The organism is Pseudomonas sp. Pseusp11 (assembly GCF_047304405.1).
Taxonomy (GTDB): Bacteria; Pseudomonadota; Gammaproteobacteria; order Pseudomonadales; family Pseudomonadaceae; genus Aquipseudomonas.
Map to the genome: position 1 here is coordinate 25,132 of NZ_JBGLZF010000016.1, position 23,497 is coordinate 48,628.

Here is a 23,497-nt window from a genome sequence, read left to right on the forward strand (position 1 = left end):
TAGAGAATGTGAGTCAATTTTTCCAGATTCATCCGGAAAACCCGCAAGCGCGCCTGATCAAACAGGCTGTCGAGATCATCCGCAACGGCGGGGTGGTGATTTATCCCACAGACTCTTCCTACGCCATTGGTTGCCAGATCGGTGACAAGACCGCCGTGGAGCGTGTGCGTCGTTTGCGTCAGCTGGATGAGAAGCACAACTTCGCGCTGATCTGCAGCGACCTGTCGCAGTTGGGGCTATTTGCCAAGATCGACACTGGCACCTTCCGTTTGCTCAAGGCCCATTTGCCAGGGCCTTACACATTCATTCTCAACGCTACCCGTGAAGTCCCGCGGCTGTTGCTGCACCCGAAAAAACGCACTATCGGCCTGCGCGTGCCGAGCCATCCGATTGCGTTGGCGCTGCTGGAAGAACTCGGCGAACCGCTGATGAGCGTGACCCTGATCATGCCCGGCGACACCGACCCGCTGACCGATCCCTACGAAATGCGCCAGTTGCTGGAGCATCAGGTGGACCTGATCATCGACGGCGGTTTCGGCGGGATCAAGGCGTCCACCGTGATCAACCTCGCCGACGGCGAGCCGGAAGTCATCCGTGTCGGTTGCGGCGACCCAACGCCATTCATGGCCGAGGCGTAGATGTCTGCAGTAGAACCAGAACCCGTAGACAGCCAGGCCGGCGCCCAGCAAGAACTGCCTTTCGCCATGGTCTATGGCCAGGCGGTCATGGAAATGCCGCTGGACCTGTACATCCCGCCGGATGCGCTCGAGGTCTTTCTGGAAGCCTTCGAAGGCCCGCTCGACCTGCTCCTGTACCTGATCCGCAAACAGAACATCAATATCCTCGACATCCCGGTGGCGGAAATCACCCGCCAGTACATGGGCTATGTCGAGTTGATGCAGTCGGTGCGCCTGGAACTGGCCGCCGAGTACCTGGTGATGGCCGCGATGCTCGCCGAGATCAAGTCGCGGATGCTGCTGCCGCGAGCCGAAACCATTGAAGACGAGGAAGACGACCCTCGCGCCGAACTGATCCGCCGCTTGCAGGAATACGAACGCTTCAAGGCCGCCGCCGAAGGCATCGATGGCCTGAGCCGCGTCGGCCGCGATGTCGTGGTGCCCAAGCTCGACGCGCCGGAAGCCCGGGCGCGCAAGCTGCTGCCGGACGTGAGTCTGGAAGAGTTGCTGATGTCCATGGCCGAGGTCTTGCGCCGGGGCGACATGTTCGAAAGCCACCAGGTCAGCCGCGAGGCACTGTCCACCCGCGAACGCATGAGCGATGTACTGGAGCGGCTCAAGGGCGGCGGTTTCGTGCCCTTTGTCGAGCTGTTCACCGCTGAAGAAGGGCGTCTGGGGGTAGTGGTGACCTTTATGGCGATCCTCGAACTGGTCAAGGAATCCTTGGTCGAGCTGGTGCAGAATGAGCCGTTCGCGGCGATACATGTGCGAGCCCGAGCCGAATAACGAGTTGAATCATGAACCTGACTGAACCCCGCGAGCTGGCGCCACTGCTTGAAGCCTTTCTGTTGGCCTCGGGAAAACCGCAATCGCTTGAGCGCCTGTTCGAACTCTTCGAAGAAGGCGAGCGGCCCGAACCAGCGGTTTTCAAGAAAGCGCTGACGATTCTGGGCAAATCCTGCGACGGCCGAGCCTTCGAACTGAAGGAAGTCGCCTCCGGGTATCGCCTGCAGATCCGCGAAAAGTTCGCGCCATGGGTCGGGCGCCTGTGGGAAGAACGGCCGCAGCGCTACTCGCGCGCCATGCTCGAAACCATGGCCCTGATCGCCTATCGCCAACCGATCACCCGGGGCGAGATCGAAGACGTGCGCGGCGTGGCGGTCAACAGCCACATCGTCAAAACCCTGCTGGAGCGTGAGTGGATCCGCATCGTCGGTTACCGCGACGTGCCCGGCAAACCGGCAATGTTCGCCACCACCAAGGCGTTTCTCGATCACTTCAACCTGAAGAACCTCGACGACCTGCCGCCGCTGGCCGAGCTGCGCGAGCTGGAGCCCGAGCCGATGCTCGAGTTCGACGACGCACCGGTGCCGGCCGGGTTACAAGAATTGGCGGATGCCAGCGCCGAGCCGGAAGAGCCCAAGGAAGAAACCAGCTTCCACACGCTGTTGCTGGAGCTGGACACCATGGAGGAGGGGCTCAAGACTGATTTCGACGATTTGCTGCGCGATGGCGAGTTGACCGAGACTGAAGAGGTATCGGAGCAGCCGGAGCCGGAAGTCGAGCTAGAGCTTCAGGTTGAGGCGTCAGTTGCTGACGAAGAAGAACAGGAACCAGAGCTTGAGGATGACATTCTTGGCGTTGCCGAGGCTCGCGAGAAACTGCTGGCCGCGGTTGCCGCGCTTGAACAACCCAAACCTGAACCTGAACTCAGCGATGAAGAAGCCGAAGCCCGGGCCCTGGCCGAAGCGATCGAGGCCGAACGCCGCCAGTTCGAGGATTGAAGTCCGCCAAAAGATCGCAGCCTGCGGCAGCTCCTACGGAGGCGGTATTTACCCGCGATATTTCGGCGTACATCGATCCTGTAGGAGCTGTCGAGTGAAACGAGGCTGCGATCTTTTGATCTTGTTCCTCCATCCACCACCGGCCGGCGGAAAAACCAATAACCGACGGTCGATCAGCTAGTCTCTGATGCGCGAACGCTTCCATGAGCGTATGATTCGCGACCCTTTGACGATCCCTTCGTCAAACGACCAGATTTCACATCTTCAGGCCAAGGCCTGAACTTGATCACACCGGGAGGTGCCCAGATGAGTATCAACGACCAGAAAGACGACCAGGAAATCGGCCCAGCAGGCGAAAAACTGCAGAAAGTCCTCGCCCGTATCGGCGTCGGCTCGCGCCGTGACGTAGAAGCCTGGATCAGCCACGGCCGCATCAAGGTCAATGGCAAAGACGCCACCCTTGGCCTGCGCGTCGACCTGCATGACGCCATCACCATCGATGGCAAGGTGATCAAGCGCGAAGAAGCTGCCGAGTCGGTACGCCGCGTGATCATGTACAACAAACCCGACGGTGAAATCTGCACCCGTGACGACCCGGAAGGCCGTCCGACCGTGTTCGACAAGATGCCGCGCCCGAAAGAAGGTCGCTGGATCAACATCGGTCGCCTGGACATCAACACCACAGGTCTGCTGATGTTCACCACCGACGGTGAGCTGGCCAACCGCCTGATGCACCCGTCCTACGAAATGGACCGTGAATACGCGGTCCGTGTACGTGGCGAAGTCGACGACGAGATGATCGAGCGTCTGAAGGCAGGTGTGGTGCTCGAAGACGGCCCGGCCAAATTCACCGACATCAAGCAGGCACCAGGTGGCGAAGGTTTCAACCACTGGTACCACTGCGTGGTGATGGAAGGTCGTAACCGCGAAGTTCGTCGTCTGTGGGAGTCCCAGGGCCTGGTGGTCAGCCGTCTGAAGCGCGTGCGTTTCGGTCCGGTGTTCCTCAACTCCGATCTGCCGATGGGTCGCTGGCGCGAAATGAGCCAACAGGAAGTCGACATTCTGAGTGCTGAAGTCGGCCTGACGCCGGTGGCGATGCCGCAAATGAACGCCAAGAGCAAAGACAAGCTCGAGCGTATGCAGCGCAAATCGTCCCGCCCGGTGGGCAAGACCGAACGCGTACGGACCCTGCGTCCAGCCGCTGGCGCTCCAGCTGCCGGCCCGCGTCCATCTCGCGAGCCGCAGATCGAAGGCGAGCGCCCGGCCCGCAAGCCAGCGCCACGCCAGGACGGCGAGCGCGGTCCACGCACGCCACGTCCGGCCAACGGTCGTACTGAGCGCGGCGAAGGCCGTGGCGCTCCGTCCGGTGGTCGTAGCGATCGCGGTGCGCCTGCCGGTCGCGGTACGCCGGTGGCAGACCGCCCGGCCGACACCAAGCGCCCGGCCAAGCCAGCGCCGAAGAAACGCCCAGGCATTGTGCTGGTCGACAAGGACGCGCCATCGGGCAAGCGCCGCGGCGCACCCGCCGGCTCCGGCCAGCGTCCGGGCTTCGGTCGTCGCAAGCCTGAGTAATCGGTAAGCGCCCCATGAAAAACGCCATCCCTCGGGATGGCGTTTTTTTGTGCCTGGCAGAACCGGTTTTCAATATGCAGGTGGCGTTGTGGCGAGGGAGCTTGCTCCCGCTGGGTCGCGAAGCGGCCCCAAAACCCATTCACCTCGTTATGTCAGGTAACCGCGTCGGCAGGTTTTGCGGCTGCTGCGCCCGGGCGCGGATCGGCCGGCGGGAGCAAGCTCCCTCGCCACAGGGGCCGGTGTTGCTCAGAAAACAAACCGCCCATCAAACACCGGCTCATCATCCAGCGCCAACACGCCGCCAGAGAAGATCAGGTCCAGATGATGGCTGCCCTTGGCGCCTCCACCCAACCCCAAGTGCAAACCGCAATGGCGCTCTTCGAAGCCGGCATTGCGCGCATACAACTCTTTCACACCTTCGTTGGTGCCGATCCCCAACTCCTCGATGCGCCGGTTGGATGGATTGGCGTCCAGGTACTTGTTGAAGTCATGTTCCAGTCCCGGCACATCGGTGGCGATTTTGCTGATGGTCGAGTTCTCGATCCACAACTCCAGTGGTGACGCGAGTACGCCGTACTTGCGGGCAAACGGAATCGTGCTGAGGAACGTCCCCATGAACTTCACTCGGCCATTTATCGCCTCGCTATGGGTGGCAATCTCGCCGGGCGCCAGGTCGAAGTTGCCGACACCATTGATGTCGGTCCACTTCTTGATACTGCTCAACGGTGTTTCGAACCACGAGCCATGATCATCTTTGAAACTTAAAGTGGTGGCCTGGGACATGCGCTGGATCAGGTGGCTGTTCAACCCGGCAATCCGCTGTGGGGTGACACTGAACGTGTCGTAGAAATAATCGCCGTAATCCTTGAACAGCAGCGACTTCTTCCAGTTTTCCGCCATCACGCCTTGCAGCGCGCGGACAAAGTCCGGGCCGTCGGGACGCGGGTTTGGCAGGGTAGAAGAGTCGTAGAAGAAAATGTACAGATCGCTGTCGGCAATCGTCTGGGCCAGCAATTCGGTGGGTTCGAGGTCCAGGCGCATTGCGCTGAAGCTGAACCGTGGGCTGTTGCCGGTCTGTTCGGCAATGGCGCCGGTCAGCGCCTCGTAGTCAGCGGTATGGCCAAGCAAGACCTTCGCCGGGTTGATGCCGGCAACGGCAGGGTGATGTTCGAGGTAGTAAAGGAAATGCGAGATGGCGCGCTGCTTATCCATGGAGTCCTCCCTGACAAACCTGGTAAGTGGCGGGCACGACCGGCCGGATCATGCCCGCCGGGATGTCTTACAGAGGCCACATCGCCGTGCCGAACGGAACAACCGCGTCGGCTTGCATCATTTCAACGGCGGCTTCATGGGTCGGTGCTTCAAACCAATCGTCCAGTTGCAGTTCAGTATCCAAGTCTTTGTCCAGTGCTTGCATGGTGAATCTCCTGAATGACTTTTTCGGTAAGAACAGCGGCGCGTTTTTCATTCATTGAAGAGCGCGTCAACTTGCCGGTCGATGCGGCTCGGCAAGTCGTTGAAAACCTAGTTCACAGGTTTTTGAATTGCAAAAAAATAATTAAACAATTTTCATTTGAACTAATTATTCCATTTTTCAAAAAGTAAATTTCCTAATAAAAAACAGAAAACTAAGTCGGAAAACTCCTTAGGAAGCTTCCTATCGTCAATTTACAGTCGACGGCTCTCTGGATCTGATTTGGAAAGCATGCGTTACGCGCTGTAAATAAATCCTTACGAAAAGCGCGCTCAAACCCCATGGAATGTCGCTGTGGAAAGGGCTGTAAGGAAAACCTGCCGTCCGCCGCCGCGATGGCGCTGTTCAAGGGCTCTGGCGCGCTTGTCTCGGCCTCGATTGAAAGGTGAGATGCGCCCCATGCCTGTCGTGCAGGTGCATAACAAGAAGGAGGCGCAATGAACGCCGTGACTCATCTCCATCTCTCTCCGTGGGGCGATTTTTCCGCTGCCCCCGTCGAAGACCTGCAAAGGTCTGACTCAATTTTTGCAGCCGCCCGAGACCCTCGAGGCGGACACAGGCAATCCCGGCAACCGACGCGCTGATCCAGCGGTGTCTGGCAGCAGGGGGTTACAGGTGTACAATGCGCCGCGTTTTAACTGTGACCCTCTGCGCAACAGCGCAAATCTCAAGGCTATCCGCCTTGTTCACTCCGCCGCGTCACGAGCGTGTCGGGTTCGATTTCGTCACAGATAAAAACAAACAGGTGACGCATGACTGTCGTAAAAACGCTGAACTCCTGGTGCCTGCGCTGGGGTTTGATCGGCGCTGCTTGAAATCTGCACCTTGCAGCAACGTCTACTGAACATCATCAAACCTTGCGTGAGACCCTTTTCATGAGTGGACAAAACTCGCATTCAGGCGAGCTGAAACGCGGCCTGAAAAATCGCCATATTCAACTGATCGCCCTCGGTGGCGCGATCGGTACCGGGTTGTTCCTCGGCTCGGCCGGCGTGCTGAAATCCGCCGGCCCGTCGATGATTCTCGGCTACGCCATCTGCGGCTTCATCGCCTTCATGATCATGCGCCAACTGGGCGAAATGATCGTCGAAGAGCCGGTAGCCGGTTCCTTCAGCCACTTCGCACACAAATACTGGGGCGGTTTTGCCGGTTTCCTGTCGGGCTGGAACTGCTGGATTCTGTACATCCTGGTGGGTATGTCGGAGCTGACCGCGGTCGGCAAATACATCCACTACTGGGCGCCGGATATCCCGACCTGGGTCTCCGCTGCCGCGTTCTTCGTGCTGATCAACGCGATCAACCTGGCCAACGTCAAAGTCTTCGGCGAGGCCGAGTTCTGGTTCGCGATCATCAAGGTCGTGGCGATCGTTGGCATGATTGCTTTGGGTAGCTATCTGCTGGTCAGTGGCCACGGCGGCCCGCAAGCCTCGGTAACCAACCTGTGGTCCCACGGTGGCTTCTTCCCGAACGGTGTCAGCGGCCTGGTGATGGCCATGGCGATCATCATGTTCTCCTTCGGTGGCCTGGAAATGCTCGGTTTCACCGCCGCTGAAGCCGACAAACCGAAAACCGTGATCCCGAAAGCCATCAACCAGGTGATCTACCGGATCCTGATTTTCTACATCGGTGCGCTGGTGGTCCTGTTGTCGCTGACCCCTTGGGACAGCCTGCTGACGACGCTGAATGCGTCTGGCGATGCCTATAGCGGCAGCCCGTTCGTGCAGGTGTTCTCGATGCTCGGCAGCAACACCGCCGCGCACATCCTCAACTTCGTGGTCCTGACCGCGGCGCTGTCGGTGTACAACAGCGGCACCTATTGCAACAGCCGCATGCTGCTGGGCATGGCCGAGCAGGGCGATGCGCCGAAAGCCTTGTCGAAGATCGATAAGCGTGGTGTGCCGGTACGTTCGATCCTGGCGTCGGCTGCTGTGACGTTGATCGCGGTGTTGCTGAACTACCTGATCCCGCAAAACGCGCTGGAACTGTTGATGTCGTTGGTGGTTGCGACCCTGGTGATCAACTGGGCGATGATCAGCTTCTCGCACTTCAAGTTCCGCCAGCACATGAACAACACCAAGCAGACGCCGCTGTTCAAGGCCCTGTGGTACCCGTACGGCAACTACATCTGCCTGGCGTTCGTAGTGTTCATTCTCGGCGTGATGCTGCTGATTCCGGGCATCCAGGTCTCGGTGTATGCGATTCCGGTGTGGGTCGCGTTCATGTGGATCTGCTACGGCATCAAGAACAAGCGCAGCGCCCAGCAGGCGTTGCAGGTTGCGGTGAAATAACGCAACGCGCAGAAACACCAAACCCGGCCAATGCGCCGGGTTTTTTGTGGGCGATGCAATACCTGTGGGAGCGTATTCCTTCTGTCTATTCGCGGTATCCTGCGCGCTCTGAATACGGACGCTTTTCCATGCTGGTGATTTCCAACAACGTGCATCTGCCGGATGCCGAGATCGAGTTGACAGCCATTCGCGCCCAGGGCGCCGGAGGGCAGAACGTCAACAAGGTTTCCAGTGCGGTGCACCTGCGCTTCGACATTCCGGCCTCGTCCCTGCCCGAGTTTTACAAGGAACGGCTGCTGGCGTTGCGCGACAGTCGCATCACCAGCGAAGGGGTGTTGATCATCAAGGCCCAGCAATACCGCACGCAGGAGCAGAACCGCGCCGACGCGCTGGAGCGTCTGACCGAGTTGATCCTCAGCGCTACCAAAGTGGAAAAGAAACGCCGCCCGACCAAGCCGACTCTGGGCTCGAAAAAGCGTCGGCTCGAATCCAAGACCAAGCGCGGTAGCATCAAGGCCGGGCGGGGCAAGGTGGATTTTTAGCGGGCCTCACGCTCTTCCCGATACTTGGGTGCCTGCCGGTACAAGTAAACGCTCAACATCAATCCGCTCAAAGCGGCGAGGGCGGCAAACAGGAAGATCGAGGCAAAACCAAATCCTGCAGCAATCGCACCCGCCAGCGGTCCGGTAATCCCCAGTGACAAATCGATAAACAGCGAATAGGCCCCAACGGCTGCGCCACGGCTGGAGGCCGGCACCAGATTGACCGCTTCCACGCCCAAGGCCGGGAACACCAGCGAAAAGCCGAAACCGCTCAGCGCCGCACCGGCCAGTGCCCAATGAGCATCTGGCGCCAGCCACAGCAGCAACAGCCCGAGGGTTTCCACCGAGAGGCAGGCAATCGCCACGCGAAAGCCGCCGAGGCGGTTGATCAGATTGCCGAACAGCAACCGTGCGCCAATGAAACTGGCGCCGAACAAACTCAGGGACAGCACCGCGTTGGACCAATGCTGAGTGGCGTAATACAGGGTGATGAAGGTCGCGATGGTGCCAAAGCCGATGGAGCCCAGTGCCAGGCCGCAGCCATGAGGGAACACCCGTCCCAGCACATGCATGAACGGCAAACGCTCACCGGCGACAATCGGCGCCGCGGTTTTCGGCCAGGCCAGCGCCACGCCCAGCACGGCCAGCAGCACGATGCTCACGCCCATGCTCCACAAACCCAATTGACTCACCAGCAGCACCCCCAGCGGTGCGCCGACCGCCAACGCGCCGTAACTGGCGATGCCGTTCCAGGAGATGACCTTGGCGGTGTTCGCTGCGCCGACCCGACCGATGCCCCAGCCGATCGACCCGGAGCCGACCAGGCTTTCCGCGCTTCCGAGTATCAGGCGGCCAATCAACAGGCTGATCAAACTCAGTATCGGCAGGCTTTGCGTCCAGGCCGAAATCAGCATGAACACACCGCTCAAACCACAGCCAGCGAGGCCATACATCACCGCCAGTTTGCTGCCCTTGTTATCGATGATGCGCCCGGCGTAAGGCCGGCTGAGGAGGGTGGCCAGGTATTGCACGCTGATCACCAGCCCGGCGATCACCGCGCCGAAGCCGAGGTCGCTGTGGACGTAGCCCGGCAATACGGCCAGGGGAATACCGATATTGAGGTAACCGATGAAAGTGAACAGGACGATGGAAACGACTTGCAGCGTGACCGCCAGGGGGCGCTGGGTTTCAGACATGGGTAAAAGGTCCACGGGGCAGCAGGATAGATAGGCTGCTTATGATAGCGGCGTGGACGGTCGCGGGGCGTGAAAAAGTAAAACTAATTGCCGAACGGGATGAATCAGGGTTTTGCGGGGGCGACCAGTTGCGTCGTGACCAGGGCGGCCAGGGCATTTTCTTCGCTGCCGAAGCGGGCCAGCAGGGCGGCTTGTTTCTCGGGGGAAAGGCGATTCCAGATCTCGATCATCTTCTCGGCGGTGCCGATCAGGACGCTGGCCTGGGCTTCAGTGAAATCATCGCTCATGGTGCGGGCTCGCGGTTCAGGCAGTGTGGAAAGCGCATGTTAGCGCTTTCCACACGGTCTGGCATTGCAGGTGTATCAGTCTTCTCTGTCGGCCTGGCGGCGTTCAGGTGCTTCTTTCGGCTCGGGCTGTTGGGCGCCGGCTTGTTGCGTGGTTGTCTGCTCAGTTTCGTGCAGGCTTGGGAAGGGGAGATTAGGGATCTCGTGCATGTTTCGCGCTCCTCGCTAAGTCTGTTGATAGATCTGGTAGATCCGCGCTTTTAAAAAGCCTGGGCAGGATACAGCAGGAAAAATGACAAATAGATTTTATATCCATTTGTTACGACGGATGGGATTGTCTAGACAGGTCAGCAGGAGGCGAAGACCTACTGTGGCGAGGGAGCTTGCTCCCGCTGGGTCGCTGAGCGGCCCCAATGCAGGTAATGGGTTCTTTGCGTTAGAACTCGGTTGCAGTTTTTTGCGACCGCTACGCGCTCGAGCGGGAGCAAGCTCCCTCGCCACAGGGAGCTCGCCATTGCATCGTGTTACTTGCAGACGTCAGCGATGGCCTCGGCCAGCAGGTCCAGGCGTGTCGCATCGATCCCCGCCACGTTCGCCCGGCCCGAGCTGACCATGTACACGCTGTGATGCTCGCGCAGTTGCTTGACCTGCTCCGGCGACAAACCGGTGTAGGAAAACATCCCGCGTTGCACGCCAATGTGCGCAAACCGCTCGCGCAACCCGTGGGGTTCGAGCGCTTCGACCAGGCCACTGCGCAGCTGAGCGATGCGCAGACGCATGGCTTCCACTTCGTCGGCCCAGCGGCTTTTCAGCTCTGGATCGCCAAGGATGGTCGCGACCACGGCGGCGCCGTGATCCGGCGGTGTCGACCATAGGTTGCGGGCGATGTTGGCCAATTGGCTGCGGATGTCCACCAGCTTGTCGGCGGTTTGTGCGCAGACAATCAGCGCGCCGGTGCGGTCGCGGTACAGGCCGAAGTTCTTCGAGCAGGAACTGGTGATCAGCACTTCCGGCAACTCGGCGGCGAACAGCCGGGTCGACCAGGCATCTTGCTCCAGGCCGTCGCCGAAGCCCTGATAGGCGAAGTCGATCAGAGGCAGCAAGTCGCGACTGCGCACCACGTCCAGCACCCGGCGCCAATCGTCATGGGACAGGTCGAAACCGGTCGGGTTGTGGCAGCAGGCGTGCAGCAGCACCACATCGCCCTTCGGTGCTTGGTTAAGCACCGCGAGCATCGCTTCGACATCGAGGCGGTTATCGCTGCCCACGTACGGGTAGTGACTGACCTTGACCCCGGCCGTCGCGAAAATCGTTTCGTGGATCGGCCAGGTCGGGCTGCTCAGCCACACGCCACGGCCCGGCAGGCACTGGGCGATGAAGTCGGCGCTCAAGCGCAGTGCGCCGGTGCCGCCCGGCGTTTGAGTGGCGCCGGCCCGTTGCTCGGCGATCAGCGCCGAATCAGCACCCAGCACAAGCTCGTTGATGACTTTGCCGAACGCTGCATCGCCGTGGCCGCCGATGTAGGTCTTGGTGGCCTGGCGATCCACCAGGCGCTGCTCGGCAAGCTTCACCGCTTCAGGGATTGGCGTCAGGCCCTGGGCGTCTTTGTAGACACCCACGCCAAGGTCGAACTTGCGCGGGTTAGGGTCCTGCGCATAGGCCTCCATCAGGCCGAGAATCGGGTCGCCGGGTACTCGGCCGATGGCGTCGAAATGCATTATTTGCGGCCCTCGGCGTCTTTGGCTACTTCGTCAGTGCGCGCGGCCATGATGAAGTCGTTGCGGTGCAGGCCCTTGATGGAGTGGCTCCACCAGGTCACGGTGACTTTGCCCCACTCGGTCAGCAGACCCGGGTGGTGACCTTCGGCCTCGGAGATTTCGCCAACGGCGTTGGTGAACGCCAGCGCGTGTTTGAAGTTTTTGAACAGGAAAACTTTTTCCAGCTGCATCACGCTGTCGCGCACTTCGATGTTCCAGTCAGGGATCTGCTTGATCAGGATCGGCAGTTCTTCGTCGCTGACCTGAGGGGCATCGGCGCGGCAGGCTTCGCAATGGGCTTGGTTCAATGTGGACATGATGGGTTCCTGAAATCGAATTATTGGAAATCGGCCGTCAGTGACACCACGCTAAACCAAAGCGCTGGTTCCTGACAGGCTCACTTGATTCTAAAAGCTGCGGGTCACGCAGCTTTTGGCGGAAATTTCGGTGCGTGCAACCCAAGCTGCATGCCTTGTTTGACCATGCCCATGATGTCTTCGTGGGCCAGATCGAACAGGCGCTTGAGGTTCGGCAGGACAAAGTACAGCGGCTGCAGAATGTCGATGCGATAAGGCGTACGCATGCATTCCAGTGGGTCGAAGGCCTGATGCTCAGGTGCGTCCGACAGGGCGTAAACAGTTTCTTTCGGCGAGGACAGAATGCCGCCGCCATAGATGCGCAGGCCTTGCGGCGTGTCGACCAGACCGAATTCGATGGTCATCCAGTACAGGCGCGCCAGGTACACGCGTTCTTCCTTGGAAGCCTGTAGGCCGAGTTTGCCGTAGGTGTGGGTGAATTCGGCGAACCAGGGGTTGGTCAGCAACGGGCAGTGGCCGAAGATCTCGTGGAAAATGTCCGGCTCTTGCAGGTAATCCAGCTCTTCGCGGGTACGAATAAAGGTCGCCACCGGAAACTGCTTGTTCGCCAGCAATTCGAAAAAGGTCTGGAAGGGAATCAGCGCGGGCACCCGGGCAACTTGCCAGCCGGTGGTTTCACCGAGGACTTTGTTGATTTCGCCGAGTTGCGGAATGCGGTCGTGGGGCAGACCGAGTTTTTCAATACCGTCCAGGTATTCCTGGCATGCACGACCCTCGACCACTTTCAGTTGGCGAGTAATCAGCGTATTCCACACCGCGTGTTCTTCAGCGGGGTAGTCGATAAAACCTTGCGCATCGGGCTCACGAGCCACGTATTGCGTCTGCTTCATGCTGCTCTCCTGCTAGGGGATACGTTCTTGTTTTATGTCCTGCTCTGGAATTAGAGATACGCCAAGGTGTGCGACTTTGCAGCAGGTGATCCGCGCCTTATGTAGGAAAAGTCCATGCTTTTCGTAAAGTATTCGTTACGGTTTTGCTGCTGTGGCGTAAGTATTGATATTTCCGTGTTTGAAATGGATCGCGGGTGTCACATAATCTTGACGACTAACTTGGCGTTCGCGCAGAAATTTCCTTGCGTCGGGCCTCGATCACCCCTGTTACGGGCCTTTTTATGCGTATCAAAGTTCACTGCCAGAACCGCATCGGTATCCTGCGCGACATTCTCAACCTGTTGGTCGAGTACGGGATCAACGTCGCCCGCGGCGAGGTGGGTGGTGAGCATGGCAATGCGATCTATCTGCACTGTCCGAACCTGATCAACATTCAGTTCCAGGCGTTGCGACCGAAGTTCGAGGCGATTGGCGGGGTGTTCGGCGTCAAGCGTGTAGGGCTGATGCCCAGCGAGCGTCGGCACATGGAGCTCAATGCCTTGCTCGGTGCCCTGGAGTTTCCGGTGCTGTCGATCGACATGGGCGGCTCCATCGTCGCGGCCAACCGTGCGGCGGCGCAGTTGCTCGGGGTGCGGGTGGATGAGGTGCCGGGGATTCCGTTGTCGCGGTACGCCGAGGACTTCGACTTGCCGGAACTGGTGCGCGCCAACAAGTCGCGGATCAACGGCTTGCGGGTGAAGGTCAAGGGTGACGTGTTTCTCGCCGACATCGCGCCGCTGCAATCGGAGCACGACGAAAGCGAGGCCATGGCCGGTGCGGTGTTGACGCTGCACCGGGCGGACCGGGTGGGCGAGCGCATCTATAACGTGCGCAAACAGGAGTTGCGCGGCTTCGACAGCATTTTCCAAAGTTCGAAAGTGATGGCGGCAGTGGTTCGCGAAGCACGGCGCATGGCACCGCTGGATGCGCCGCTATTGATCGAAGGCGAAACCGGCACCGGCAAAGAGTTGTTGGCGCGGGCCTGTCACCTGGCGAGCCCACGTGGGCAATCGCCGCTGATGGCGCTCAACTGCGCCGGACTGCCGGAGTCCATGGCCGAGACCGAATTGTTCGGCTACGGCCCCGGCGCCTTCGAAGGGGCGCGGGCCGAAGGCAAGCTCGGGCTTCTGGAGCTGACGGCGGGCGGTACGTTGTTTCTCGATGGCGTCGGCGAAATGAGCCCGCGCTTGCAGGTGAAATTGCTGCGCTTTCTGCAGGACGGTTGCTTCCGTCGTGTCGGCAGCGATGAAGAGGTTTATCTGGATGTGCGGGTGATCTGCGCGACTCAGGTGGACTTGTCCGAGCTGTGTGCTCGCGGTGAATTTCGTCAGGACTTGTACCACCGCTTGAACGTGCTCTCGCTGCACATCCCGCCACTGCGCGAATGCCTCGATGGACTGGCGCCGCTGGTAGAGCACTTCCTCGATCAGGCCAGTCGACAGATCGGTTGCCCACTGCCGAAACTGGCGCCGGCGGCGATGGAACGGCTCAGTCACTATCACTGGCCGGGTAACGTGCGGCAGTTGGAAAACGTACTGTTTCAGGCGGTCTCCCTGTGCGAGGGTGGCACCGTCAAAGCCGAGCACATTCGTCTGCCAGACTACGGCGTGCGTCAGCCGCTTGGCGATTTCTCCCTCGAGGGTGGGCTGGACGAGATTGTCGGGCGCTTCGAGAAAGCCGTGCTGGAGCGCTTGTATTCCGAGTATCCGAGCAGTCGGCAACTGGGCAAGCGACTGGGGGTTTCCCATACCACCATTGCCAATAAGTTGCGTGAGTATGAGGTCGGCAAAGAGCCCGGCTAAGCGGCTTTTGTGGCGAGGGAGCTTGCTCCCGCTGGGCTGCGCAGCAGCCCCAAAAATGACAACCGAATTATTGCAGGCAGATCGCGCAGGCAGGTTTTGCGGCCGCTTCGCGCCCGAGCGGGAGCAAGCTCCCTCGCCACAGGGGAACGATCAGCGTCCAGGCTGATCCTTGCCTCTTGGCGGCATAACACCGCCGGTTTTTCGTCTTCGATACATTCCCCCAATCCCCCTCTAAACCCCTCAAGTCCTTTGTTTGCCGGGCCCGGCGCCGCCAGAAAAAAGTTGGTCTGCAAATTGCTTATCGCTCAGCAGTACAGCGGTGGGCGGCAAACGTCCGGCATGCAGAGGAAAGAGTGTGGACAAGTACCTTTATGTGGCAATGACCGGCGCCAGCCAGAATGCACTGGCGCAGAAGGCTCATGCCAACAACCTGGCGAACATCTCTACCAATGGTTTTCAGAAGGACCTGGAGCAGGCCCGTTCGATGCCGGTGTTTGGTGACAGCTTTCCGGCGCGTGCGTTTGCCATGAGCGAACGTCCGGCCACCGACTTCTCCCCGGGCGCCCTGGTGCAAACCGGTCGCGACCTTGATGTCGCGGTGCAAGGCAACGGCTGGATCGCCGTGCAAAACCCCGATGGCGGTGAAAGCTACGTACGCACCGGCAGCCTGAACGTTGACGCGCTGGGCGTACTGCGCGCCGGCAACGGCATGCCGGTGATGGGCAATGGCGGGCCGATTGCCGTGCCGCCCGAGCAGCAGATCGAAGTCGGCGAAGACGGCACCGTCAGCATCCGTGCGATGGGCGAGGGCCCGCGTGTGATGGCCGAAGTCGACCGCATCAAGCTGGTCAACCCGGACTTCAAGAACATGACCAAAGGCCTGGACGGTTCGATCCACACCAAGGACGGCAAGCCGGCGCAGGCCGATGCCGGCGTCAAACTGGTGTCTGGGTTTCTCGAGTCGAGCAACGTCAATGCCGTGGAAGAAATGACTTCGGTACTGGCGCTGGCCAAGCAGTTCGAGCTGCACGTCAAGATGATGAACACCGCCAAAGACGATGACCAGGCCATGGCTCGGGTCTTGCAGATCAGCTAATTATCAGAACGTCGCGCCGTAAAACAGGCGCACGAGGAGAAACGAATGCTTCCGGCTCTATGGGTTGCCAAAACAGGTCTGTCCGCCCAGGACACCAACCTCACCACCATTTCCAACAACCTGGCGAACGTATCGACCACGGGTTTCAAACGTGACCGCGCCGAGTTCCAGGACTTGCTGTATCAGATCAAACGCCAGCCAGGCGCCCAGTCGACCCAGGACAGCGAACTGCCGTCGGGTCTGCAAGTGGGTACCGGTGTGCGCATCGTCGGCACCCAGAAAAACTTCACCGCCGGCAGCCTGCAAACCACCGAGCAGCCATTGGATATGGCCATCGACGGTCGCGGTTTCTTCCAGATCCTGCAGCCCGATGGCACCACGTCCTACACCCGTGACGGTACCTTCCACCTGGATTCCAACGGTCAGATCGTCAACGCCAGCGGCTTTGCCCTGGAGCCGGCCATTGTCATTCCGAACAACGCCCAGACGTTCACCGTTGGTCGTGACGGCACCGTGTCCATCACCGTTGCCGGCAACCCCGCCTCCCAAGTGATCGGCAACCTGCAAACCGCCGACTTCATCAACCCGGCCGGGCTGCAAGCGGTGGGTAACAACCTGTTCCTGGAAACCGCTGCCAGTGGCGCGCCGCAAGTCGGCACCCCGGGCCTGGCCGGTTTTGGCACCACGCTGCAGAACACTCTGGAAACGTCCAACGTCAGCACCGTTGAAGAGATGGTCAACATGATCACCACTCAGCGCGCCTACGAGATGAACTCCAAAGTGATCTCCACCGCCGACCAGATGCTCTCGTTCGTAACGCAGAATCTGTAATCAAGTCTATGAGGCGGCCATGAGGTCGCCTGCAACACCGTGAGGTAGGGTCATGAATCGCTTCGTATCTGTTCTGGCACTGAGTGGGGTCGCCGCGCTGGCGGGGTGCGTTGGTCCGACGCCGAGGCCCAATGACCCTTACTACGCCCCGGTGTTGCCGCGCACGCCGCTGCCGGCTGCCGCCAATAACGGCTCGATCTACCAGGCCGGTTTCGAACAGAACCTGTACAGCGACCGCAAGGCGTTCCGGGTCGGTGACATCATCACCATCACCCTGAACGAGCGCACCCAGGCGAGCAAGAACGCCAACTCGCAGATGGACAAGAACAGCGACAACAAGATCGGCCTGACCTCGCTGTTCGGCTCCAGTCTGACCACCAATAATCCGGTCGGTGGCAACGACCTGAGTCTGAACGCCGGCTATAGCGCCGACCGCTCAACGAAGGGCGATAGCAAGTCCGGTCAGAGCAACAGCCTGACCGGCTCGATCACTGTGACCGTTGCCGACGTGTTGCCTAACGGCATCATCGCTGTACGCGGCGAGAAGTGGCTGACTCTCAACACTGGTGACGAATTGGTACGGATTGCCGGCCTCGTTCGTGCCGATGACATCGCCACCGATAACACCGTGTCGTCGACCCGCGTCGCCGATGCACGCATCACCTATTCGGGCACCGGTGCGTTTGCCGATGCGAGTCAGCCAGGCTGGTTCGACCGTTTCTTCCTCAGCCCGCTGTTCCCTTTCTAGGTGGCTATGTTGAATCTTAAACACCTGATGGTGGGCGCTCTTTTGCTGTGCGCAGCCTTCGATGCTCAAGCCGAACGGCTGAAGGACATCGCCAGTATTTCCGGCGTGCGTTCCAACCAATTGATCGGCTATGGCCTGGTAGTCGGGCTTAACGGCACCGGTGACCAGACGACCCAGACCCCGTTCACCCTGCAGACCTTCAACAACATGCTCTCGCAGTTCGGCATCAAGGTGCCGCCAGGTTCCGGCAACGTGCAATTGAAGAACGTCGCGGCCGTGTCGATCAGCGCCGATTTGCCAGCGTTCGCCAAGCCGGGTCAGCAGATAGACATCACCGTAGCGTCCATCGGTAACTCCAAGAGCCTGCGCGGCGGCACCTTGCTGTTGACGCCGCTCAAAGGTATCGATGGCAACGTCTACGCCGTCGCTCAGGGCAATCTGGTGGTCGGTGGTTTCGATGCCGAAGGTCGTGACGGTTCGAAGATCACCGTCAACGTTCCGTCGGCCGGTCGCATCCCCGGCGGTGCGTCGGTCGAGCGTGCAGTGCCGAGCGGTTTCAATCAGGGCAACAGCCTGACCCTGAACCTCAACCGTTCGGACTTCACTACGGCCAAGCGCATCGTCGACAAGATCAACGACATGCTTGGCCCTGGCGTCGCTCAGGCCATCGATGGCGGCTCGATCCGCGTGACTGCGCCACTCGATCCAAGCCAGCGGGTCGACTATTTGTCGATCCTCGAAAATCTCGAAGTCGATCCGGGTCAGGCGGTGGCGAAAGTCATCATCAACTCGCGCACCGGCACTATCGTGATCGGCCAGAACGTCAAGGTTTCCCCGGCCGCCGTGACCCACGGCAGCCTGACCGTGACCATCACCGAAGACCCGATCGTCAGCCAGCCCGGCCCTCTGTCCAACGGGCAGACGGCGGTCGTGCCGCGTTCGCGGGTCAACGCTCAGCAAGAAGCCAAGCCGATGTTCAAGTTCGGCCCGGGCACCACCCTCGACGAGATCGTTCGTGCGGTGAACCAGGTCGGAGCAGCGCCGGGTGACTTGATGGCGATCCTCGAAGCGTTGAAACAGGCCGGCGCGTTGCAAGCCGACCTGATCGTGATCTGAGGACGGCGATCATGGATATGCGCAAAAGCGGTCTGGTCAGCAGCAGCGATTCGGGTTCTTACTCGGACCTGAATCGTTTGAATCAGCTCAAGGTCGGCGACAAGAACAGCGATGCGAACATGCGCAAAGTGGCGCAGGAATTCGAGTCGCTGTTCCTCGGTGAAATGCTCAAGTCCATGCGCTCGGCCACCGAAGCGTTGGGCAAGGACAATCCGCTCAACACGCCGGCGGCCAAGCAATACCAGGAAATGTACGACCAGCAGTTGGCCGTTTCCCTGTCCCGTGAAGGCGGCGGTATCGGCCTGGCTGACGTGCTGATGCGCCAGATGTCGAAGAACAAGCCGTTGGCACCGGGTGAGGCTGCTGCAGCGTCTGCCGCCAAGCAAGCCGCCGCGAAGGCCGCCGTGGAAACACCGATTGCCGCCGGTACGGTCGCCACCAATGGGCCGCTGTCGCGCCTCAACGGCGAGCGCCCGTTGTGGGCTTCACGCGCGGTGCGGGCGCCGGCAGGTGCGGGCGAGGGCGCACACCGCAACGACATGGCGCTGATCAATCAGCGGCGTCTGGCGCTGCCGCCGAAACTGGCCGACCGTTTGCTCGCAGGGCTGGTGCCATCGGCATCGACCACGGCAACGACCGCCTCCGCAACGCAAAATAAAATCCAGGTGCCGCCGAGCACCACGACCGGTTCCGGCCCGCTGTACAACGGCGACTGGCTGGCTTCGCAAACGGATACGACCTCCAGCGGGCGCCTGCAGATTTATGGTCGTGCCATGGCTCAAATCCCCCTGGCGCCGGCGAAGAAAGCCTTCAGCTCCGCCGACGAATTCGTCAACACCATGCTGCCAATGGCCAAAGAAGCCGCCGACCGTATCGGTGTCGATCCGCGTTACCTGGTGGCTCAGGCCGCCCTGGAAACCGGTTGGGGCAAATCGGTCATGCGCGCTCAGGATGGCAGTAGTAGCCACAACCTGTTCGGGATCAAGGCCAGCGGTAACTGGAAGGGCGATTCGGCGCGGGCAATCACCAGCGAATTCAGAAATGGCCAGATGGTCAAGGAGACGGCCGAGTTCCGTTCCTACGCCTCTTACAAGGACAGTTTCCATGACCTTGTGACGCTGCTGCAAAGCAACAATCGCTATCAAGATGTGCTGAAGTCGGCCGATAACCCAGAACAGTTTGTACGCGAGTTGCAAAAAGCCGGGTATGCAACCGACCCGGATTACGCAAGCAAGATTTCGCAGATAGCCAAGCAGATGACGAGTTACCAAAACTACGCTGCAGCGGGCGCTTCCACTACGCCTTTATAGGCACAAGGCATAAGGTTTGAATCATGAGTTTGCTCAACATCGGGATGTCGGGTTTATCCGCAGGCCAAAGCGCGTTGATGGTGACCGGTAACAACATTGCCAACGCCGACACCGCAGGCTACTCGCGTCAGCAAACCGTGCAGGGCAGCAAGGCCTCGAATCAGTTCGGCAATGTCTACATCGGCACGGGTACGACCCTGGCCGATGTGCGTCGGGTGTACAACAGCTACCTCGATGCGCAACTGCAAACCACCACCTCGCTCAACAGCGACTCGGCTGCCTATGCCGGGCAGATCAGCCCGCTCGATAAATTGCTGTCGGACAGCGGTACCGGCCTCAACGGCGCCCTGACCAAGTTCTTCGCCTCGGTACAGAACGTCAACGCGAAACCGGGCGACGATGCTTCCCGCCAACTGCTGCTCAGCGATGCGCAAGCCCTGAGTAACCGTTTCAACTCGATCTCCAGCCAGTTGACCGCGCAGAACGCGGACATCAACGGCAACCTGACGAACATGGCCGATCAGGTCAACAAACTGGCGGCCACCGTGGCCCAGTTGAACCAGAAGATCTCCGAAGTTTCCAACGCCGGCGGCCAACCCAACGACTTGCTTGACGCGCGCAACGAGACCGTGCGCCAGTTGTCCACCTTTACGGGTGCGCAAGTGATCGAGCGTGACGGTAACCTCGACATTTACCTGGGCAGCGGTCAGCCGCTGGTCATGGGCAGCACTGCCAGCAAGCTTGAAGTGGTGCCGAGCAAAGACGATCCGTCGCGCTCAGCCATTCAGCTCAATCGTGGCTCGAGCACTATCGACATCACCTCGGTGATGACCGGTGGCGAAATGGGCGGTTTGCTGCGTTATCGCAGTACCGTGCTGGACCCGGCCATGAACGAGCTGGGGCGTGTGGCGCTGGTCGTCGCCGATCAGATGAACACCGTCCAGGCCCAGGGCATCGACAAGAACGGTGCCTTCGGCTCGAACCTGTTCAACAGCATCAACACTGCCGCGCAAATGGCCCAGCGCAGCGTTGCCACGGTCGGCAACAGCGCCGGTTCAGGCAACTTCGACGTGAGCATCGAGGACAGCGGCAAGCTGACCATCAACGATTACAAGGTCACCTTCACCAGCGCCACCAACTACACCGTGCAGCGTCTGCCTGAAGGCACCGCCATGGGCGCCTTCAGCACGCTGACCACGCCACCGCCGGTGATCGATGGTTTCTCCATGACACTTTCCGGTGGCACAGCAGCCGCCGGCGACACGTTCAAGATCACCCCGACCCGCAACGCGGCGACCAACATCAAGACCGAGATGACCGACTCCAAACGTCTGGCCATCGCGGCACCGTTGGGCGCGGCCATTGCGGCGGGCGGCAGCGGCACGCTGACGATTCCGGCCAGCGGTCAACCGACCCTGACCACCAAGTTCGATATCTACGACACGGCGACCACCACCACAATCCAGAACGGCCTGAAGACTTCGACGCCGGTCAAGATCGTGTTCGGTGCGGCCGGTGGTACGACTCAGACTTACCAAATGCTCGATGCCCAAGGCAACTCGCTCAGCAGCGGCACCATCGTGCCGGGGCAGAACAATACGCTGAGCCTGACCATTCCGCTGGTCGACGGCACCGGTGCCGCGATCAATGATCCGGGACCGCCCATCGTGCAGCGCACCGTGTCGTTCGACATGACCGTGGCCGGTTCGCCAGGTAACGGCACCGCGATCAACGTATCGCTCAGCCAGCCGGGTTCGCTGGATAACCGTAACGGCACCACACTGGCCGCCTTGCAGACCAAGCAGGCCGTGGACACCGGTTCGGCCAGCAACGGTATTTCCCTGAACGATGCCTACGGCAAACTGGTCTCGGGTGTCGGTGCCAAGGCCGCGCAAGGCAAGCTCGACAGTGCTGCGACCACCGCGATTTTGGCCAACGCCAAGGGCGCTCGCGACTCGTTGTCCGGTGTCGACCTCGATGAGGAAACCGGCAACCTGGTCAAGTATCAGCAGTACTACACCGCGTCTTCGCAGATCATCAAGGCTGCGCAGGAAATCTTCAGCACACTGATCAACAGTCTTTAAGGAGTCGTAGCCCATGCGCATTTCTACCGCCCAGTTTTACGAGTCCTCTGCTGCCAACTATCAGAAGAACTTTTCCAACGTGGTCAAGAGCAGCGAAGAGGCCAGCAGCCTGGTTCGCGTGAATACCGCGGCCGACGATCCGGTCGGCGCTTCGCGTTTGCTGCAATTGGGTCAGCAGGCTTCGATGCTTGACCAGTACTCGGCCAACATGACCACCATCAAAGGCACCCTCGGCCAGACCGAGTCGGTGATGACCAGTATTGGCAACGTGCTGCAGCGCGCCAAAGAGCTGGCGCTGGGCGCAGGCAACGCTGGCTATACCGATGCCGACCGTCAGGCGAACGCTTCCGAACTGGGGCAGATTGAAGAGCAACTGCTCAGCCTGATGAACACCAAGGATGAAAACGGCAAGTACATCTTCTCCGGGTCCAAGGGCGATGTGGTGCCGTTCACCCGCAACACCGATGGCAGCTACGCCTACAACGGTGATCAGGTCACGCTGGATCTGCCGATTGGCGATACCCAGTCGATGGCCACCAACAGCACCGGTTGGGATGTATTCCAGCAGGCGATCAACACCAGCCGTACTCAGACTACGCTCACCGCGCCTGCGGTCGATGACGGTCGTGTGGTGTTGTCCAACGGTCAGGTCGGCTCCGATGTCACCTACAACGCCAAGTTCCGCAGCGGCGAGCCTTACACCGTGGATTTCGTCAGTGGCACGCAGTTGAAAATTACCGATTCGCTAGGTAACGACGTCACCGCCGAGGCCAGTCAGAACGGCGTGTTCAGCTCCACCAACGGTGCGGCCACACAGACTGTCAATTTCCGTGGCGTTGATCTGAAGTTGAACATCAACCTGCAGGCGGGTGACGTCCCGGGTACAGTGATCACCGGGCACAGTTTCACCCTGGCGGCCAAGCCGGACAGCTTCACTACGTCTCGCAGCCCGGGGAATCCTTCGGCGGCACTGGTCACCGGTACCGCGGTCACCAACAGCGCCAACTACCACGCCAGTTTCCCGAGCGGTAGTGCGATCCTCAAGTTCACCAGCGCCACAAACTACGATTTGTACGCCGCGCCACTGACCGCCAGCAGCAAACCGGTGTCCAGCGGCACCATGGCCGGTGCCACGGCAACCGCGTCCGGCGTTACCTTTACGTTGGCCGGTACACCGGCTGCGGGTGACCAGTTCTCCGTTGCAGTCAACACACACCAGACACAGAACGTTCTGGATACCGTCAGCCAACTGAAGGCCGCACTGGCGACACCGACCAACAACAACCCGATCGCCATCCAGCAATTAAACGCGGCGATCGGTTCAGGCATTGGCAATCTGTCCAGTGGCATCGACCAGTTGGCGGCCGGCATCAGTTCCGTGGGGGGGCGCGGTTCGTCATTGACCACTCAGACCGAGATCAACCAGAGTCTGGCGCTGGCCAATACCCAGACCCAGTCGTCGATTCGCGATTCCGATCCGGCCGAAGTGATGACCCGCCTGACCCTGCAGCAAACCATGTTGCAGGCCTCGCAATTGGCGTTCAGCAAGATCGCTCAGTTGGGGCTGTTCAACAAAGTCTGAATCCAGGCCTTCGCGATTTATCGCGAGGGTTGCAGATTGCCGAGTGCAAACCGTCTTTTTTCAGCGGTTCCGGGGGGCTCCACTCTTTTTAGAGTGAGCTTCCGCCGC

At 60.1% G+C, this 23,497-nt stretch carries 22 protein-coding genes; 14 read left to right on the plus strand and 8 right to left on the minus strand.

Going from position 1 to position 23,497, the window contains the following annotated elements:
- Positions 1 to 8: 8 nt before the first annotated feature.
- The 4 genes from ACCC96_RS14985 to rluB all read left to right on the plus strand — a co-directional run bounded on the left by ACCC96_RS14985 (position 9) and on the right by rluB (position 4,033).
- A complete protein-coding gene (locus tag ACCC96_RS14985; protein ID WP_007938530.1) occupies positions 9 to 638 on the plus strand; it encodes an L-threonylcarbamoyladenylate synthase in 630 nt (209 codons plus the stop codon).
- Between the two features lie 66 nt (positions 639 to 704).
- Positions 705 to 1,463: a segregation and condensation protein A gene (locus tag ACCC96_RS14990; RefSeq protein WP_253548957.1), complete on the plus strand. Its 759-nt coding sequence runs from the start codon at positions 705 to 707 to the stop codon at positions 1,461 to 1,463.
- An 11-nt stretch (positions 1,464 to 1,474) separates the two neighbouring features.
- Entirely contained in the window at positions 1,475 to 2,461 is a 987-nt protein-coding gene (gene scpB / locus ACCC96_RS14995; protein ID WP_258670611.1) for an SMC-Scp complex subunit ScpB, read from the plus strand.
- Between the two features lie 306 nt (positions 2,462 to 2,767).
- Positions 2,768 to 4,033, plus strand: coding sequence for a 23S rRNA pseudouridine(2605) synthase RluB (gene rluB, locus ACCC96_RS15000; protein WP_018929938.1), 1,266 nt, complete (start codon positions 2,768 to 2,770; stop codon positions 4,031 to 4,033).
- A 246-nt stretch (positions 4,034 to 4,279) separates the two neighbouring features.
- Here the strand turns inward: rluB and ACCC96_RS15005 are convergent, their stop codons facing one another.
- Positions 4,280 to 5,245, minus strand: a complete 966-nt coding sequence (locus tag ACCC96_RS15005; protein ID WP_413696205.1) for a leucyl aminopeptidase — start codon at positions 5,243 to 5,245, stop codon at positions 4,280 to 4,282.
- Between the two features lie 67 nt (positions 5,246 to 5,312).
- The gene (locus tag ACCC96_RS15010) at positions 5,313 to 5,450 is read right to left on the minus strand and encodes a hypothetical protein (protein WP_007938535.1); all 138 of its coding nucleotides are present in this window, start codon (positions 5,448 to 5,450) and stop codon (positions 5,313 to 5,315) included.
- 932 nt (positions 5,451 to 6,382) lie between these two features.
- Between ACCC96_RS15010 and ACCC96_RS15015 the strand changes: the two genes are divergently transcribed.
- Together ACCC96_RS15015 and arfB are read left to right on the plus strand one after the other, a co-directional pair.
- Positions 6,383 to 7,795, plus strand: coding sequence for an amino acid permease (locus tag ACCC96_RS15015; RefSeq protein ID WP_413696206.1), 1,413 nt, complete (start codon positions 6,383 to 6,385; stop codon positions 7,793 to 7,795).
- Between the two features lie 128 nt (positions 7,796 to 7,923).
- Positions 7,924 to 8,337, plus strand: a complete 414-nt coding sequence (arfB, locus tag ACCC96_RS15020; RefSeq protein WP_007938537.1) for an alternative ribosome rescue aminoacyl-tRNA hydrolase ArfB — start codon at positions 7,924 to 7,926, stop codon at positions 8,335 to 8,337.
- Here arfB and ACCC96_RS15025 read toward each other — a convergent pair.
- The 6 genes from ACCC96_RS15025 to phhA form a co-directional block, all read right to left on the minus strand.
- Complete coding sequence (locus ACCC96_RS15025) at positions 8,334 to 9,533, minus strand: MFS transporter (protein ID WP_413696207.1); 1,200 nt, start codon at positions 9,531 to 9,533, stop codon at positions 8,334 to 8,336. The two genes, arfB and ACCC96_RS15025, sit on opposite strands and share 4 nt — an antisense overlap.
- 104 nt (positions 9,534 to 9,637) lie before the next feature.
- Entirely contained in the window at positions 9,638 to 9,820 is a 183-nt protein-coding gene (locus ACCC96_RS15030) for a hypothetical protein (protein WP_413696208.1), read from the minus strand.
- A 75-nt stretch (positions 9,821 to 9,895) separates the two neighbouring features.
- Positions 9,896 to 10,027: a hypothetical protein gene (locus ACCC96_RS15035; RefSeq protein WP_007938543.1), complete on the minus strand. Its 132-nt coding sequence runs from the start codon at positions 10,025 to 10,027 to the stop codon at positions 9,896 to 9,898.
- Positions 10,028 to 10,341: 314 nt separating this feature from the next.
- Positions 10,342 to 11,535 carry an amino acid aminotransferase gene (locus ACCC96_RS15040; protein ID WP_413696209.1) on the minus strand — a complete coding sequence of 398 codons (1,194 nt, stop codon included), beginning with the start codon at positions 11,533 to 11,535 and terminating at the stop codon, positions 10,342 to 10,344.
- Entirely contained in the window at positions 11,535 to 11,891 is a 357-nt protein-coding gene (locus tag ACCC96_RS15045) for a 4a-hydroxytetrahydrobiopterin dehydratase (RefSeq protein WP_007938547.1), read from the minus strand. The genes ACCC96_RS15040 and ACCC96_RS15045 overlap by 1 nt, the downstream gene beginning before the upstream one ends.
- Before the next feature lie 104 nt (positions 11,892 to 11,995).
- Positions 11,996 to 12,781 carry a phenylalanine 4-monooxygenase gene (gene phhA, locus ACCC96_RS15050; RefSeq protein WP_018929945.1) on the minus strand — a complete coding sequence of 262 codons (786 nt, stop codon included), beginning with the start codon at positions 12,779 to 12,781 and terminating at the stop codon, positions 11,996 to 11,998.
- A 281-nt stretch (positions 12,782 to 13,062) separates the two neighbouring features.
- Here phhA and ACCC96_RS15055 point away from each other — a divergent pair, with 281 nt between their 5' ends.
- The 8 genes from ACCC96_RS15055 to ACCC96_RS15090 all read left to right on the plus strand — a co-directional run bounded on the left by ACCC96_RS15055 (position 13,063) and on the right by ACCC96_RS15090 (position 23,389).
- A complete protein-coding gene (locus ACCC96_RS15055; protein ID WP_007938551.1) occupies positions 13,063 to 14,622 on the plus strand; it encodes a sigma-54-dependent phenylalanine hydroxylase transcriptional regulator PhhR in 1,560 nt (519 codons plus the stop codon).
- Positions 14,623 to 14,977: 355 nt separating this feature from the next.
- Positions 14,978 to 15,718 (plus strand): flagellar basal body rod protein FlgF, encoded by a 741-nt coding sequence (locus ACCC96_RS15060; protein ID WP_026345695.1) that lies wholly within the window; start codon positions 14,978 to 14,980, stop codon positions 15,716 to 15,718.
- A gap of 45 nt (positions 15,719 to 15,763) precedes the next feature.
- Complete coding sequence (flgG, locus tag ACCC96_RS15065) at positions 15,764 to 16,549, plus strand: flagellar basal-body rod protein FlgG (protein WP_018929947.1); 786 nt, start codon at positions 15,764 to 15,766, stop codon at positions 16,547 to 16,549.
- Positions 16,550 to 16,601: 52 nt separating this feature from the next.
- Entirely contained in the window at positions 16,602 to 17,297 is a 696-nt protein-coding gene (flgH, locus tag ACCC96_RS15070) for a flagellar basal body L-ring protein FlgH (protein WP_413696210.1), read from the plus strand.
- A 6-nt stretch (positions 17,298 to 17,303) separates the two neighbouring features.
- Complete coding sequence (locus ACCC96_RS15075; protein ID WP_018929948.1) at positions 17,304 to 18,413, plus strand: flagellar basal body P-ring protein FlgI; 1,110 nt, start codon at positions 17,304 to 17,306, stop codon at positions 18,411 to 18,413.
- Positions 18,414 to 18,424: 11 nt separating this feature from the next.
- Positions 18,425 to 19,723 (plus strand): flagellar assembly peptidoglycan hydrolase FlgJ, encoded by a 1,299-nt coding sequence (gene flgJ / locus ACCC96_RS15080; RefSeq protein WP_019648079.1) that lies wholly within the window; start codon positions 18,425 to 18,427, stop codon positions 19,721 to 19,723.
- A 23-nt stretch (positions 19,724 to 19,746) separates the two neighbouring features.
- On the plus strand, positions 19,747 to 21,807 hold the full coding sequence (flgK, locus tag ACCC96_RS15085) for a flagellar hook-associated protein FlgK (protein WP_413696211.1): 2,061 nt from the start codon (positions 19,747 to 19,749) through the stop codon (positions 21,805 to 21,807).
- Positions 21,808 to 21,820: 13 nt separating this feature from the next.
- Entirely contained in the window at positions 21,821 to 23,389 is a 1,569-nt protein-coding gene (locus ACCC96_RS15090; protein WP_413696212.1) for a flagellar hook-associated protein 3, read from the plus strand.
- Positions 23,390 to 23,497 lie beyond the last annotated feature (108 nt).

Bases quoted from the DNA above. Each gene is read 5' to 3' on its own strand.
- ACCC96_RS14990 (WP_253548957.1), top strand. From the start codon at position 705: ATGGTCTATGGCCAGGCGGTCATGGAAATGCCGCTGGACCTGTACATC.
- scpB (WP_258670611.1), top strand. From the start codon at position 1,475: ATGAACCTGACTGAACCCCGCGAGCTGGCGCCACTGCTTGAAGCCTTT.
- rluB (WP_018929938.1), top strand. From the start codon at position 2,768: ATGAGTATCAACGACCAGAAAGACGACCAGGAAATCGGCCCAGCAGGC.
- ACCC96_RS15005 (WP_413696205.1), bottom strand. From the start codon at position 5,245: ATGGATAAGCAGCGCGCCATCTCGCATTTCCTTTACTACCTCGAACAT.
- ACCC96_RS15010 (WP_007938535.1), bottom strand. From the start codon at position 5,450: ATGCAAGCACTGGACAAAGACTTGGATACTGAACTGCAACTGGACGAT.
- ACCC96_RS15015 (WP_413696206.1), top strand. From the start codon at position 6,383: ATGAGTGGACAAAACTCGCATTCAGGCGAGCTGAAACGCGGCCTGAAA.
- arfB (WP_007938537.1), top strand. From the start codon at position 7,924: ATGCTGGTGATTTCCAACAACGTGCATCTGCCGGATGCCGAGATCGAG.
- ACCC96_RS15025 (WP_413696207.1), bottom strand. From the start codon at position 9,533: ATGTCTGAAACCCAGCGCCCCCTGGCGGTCACGCTGCAAGTCGTTTCC.
- ACCC96_RS15030 (WP_413696208.1), bottom strand. From the start codon at position 9,820: ATGAGCGATGATTTCACTGAAGCCCAGGCCAGCGTCCTGATCGGCACC.
- ACCC96_RS15035 (WP_007938543.1), bottom strand. From the start codon at position 10,027: ATGCACGAGATCCCTAATCTCCCCTTCCCAAGCCTGCACGAAACTGAG.
- ACCC96_RS15040 (WP_413696209.1), bottom strand. From the start codon at position 11,535: ATGCATTTCGACGCCATCGGCCGAGTACCCGGCGACCCGATTCTCGGC.
- ACCC96_RS15045 (WP_007938547.1), bottom strand. From the start codon at position 11,891: ATGTCCACATTGAACCAAGCCCATTGCGAAGCCTGCCGCGCCGATGCC.
- phhA (WP_018929945.1), bottom strand. From the start codon at position 12,781: ATGAAGCAGACGCAATACGTGGCTCGTGAGCCCGATGCGCAAGGTTTT.
- ACCC96_RS15055 (WP_007938551.1), top strand. From the start codon at position 13,063: ATGCGTATCAAAGTTCACTGCCAGAACCGCATCGGTATCCTGCGCGAC.
- flgG (WP_018929947.1), top strand. From the start codon at position 15,764: ATGCTTCCGGCTCTATGGGTTGCCAAAACAGGTCTGTCCGCCCAGGAC.
- flgH (WP_413696210.1), top strand. From the start codon at position 16,602: ATGAATCGCTTCGTATCTGTTCTGGCACTGAGTGGGGTCGCCGCGCTG.
- ACCC96_RS15075 (WP_018929948.1), top strand. From the start codon at position 17,304: ATGTTGAATCTTAAACACCTGATGGTGGGCGCTCTTTTGCTGTGCGCA.
- flgJ (WP_019648079.1), top strand. From the start codon at position 18,425: ATGGATATGCGCAAAAGCGGTCTGGTCAGCAGCAGCGATTCGGGTTCT.
- flgK (WP_413696211.1), top strand. From the start codon at position 19,747: ATGAGTTTGCTCAACATCGGGATGTCGGGTTTATCCGCAGGCCAAAGC.
- ACCC96_RS15090 (WP_413696212.1), top strand. From the start codon at position 21,821: ATGCGCATTTCTACCGCCCAGTTTTACGAGTCCTCTGCTGCCAACTAT.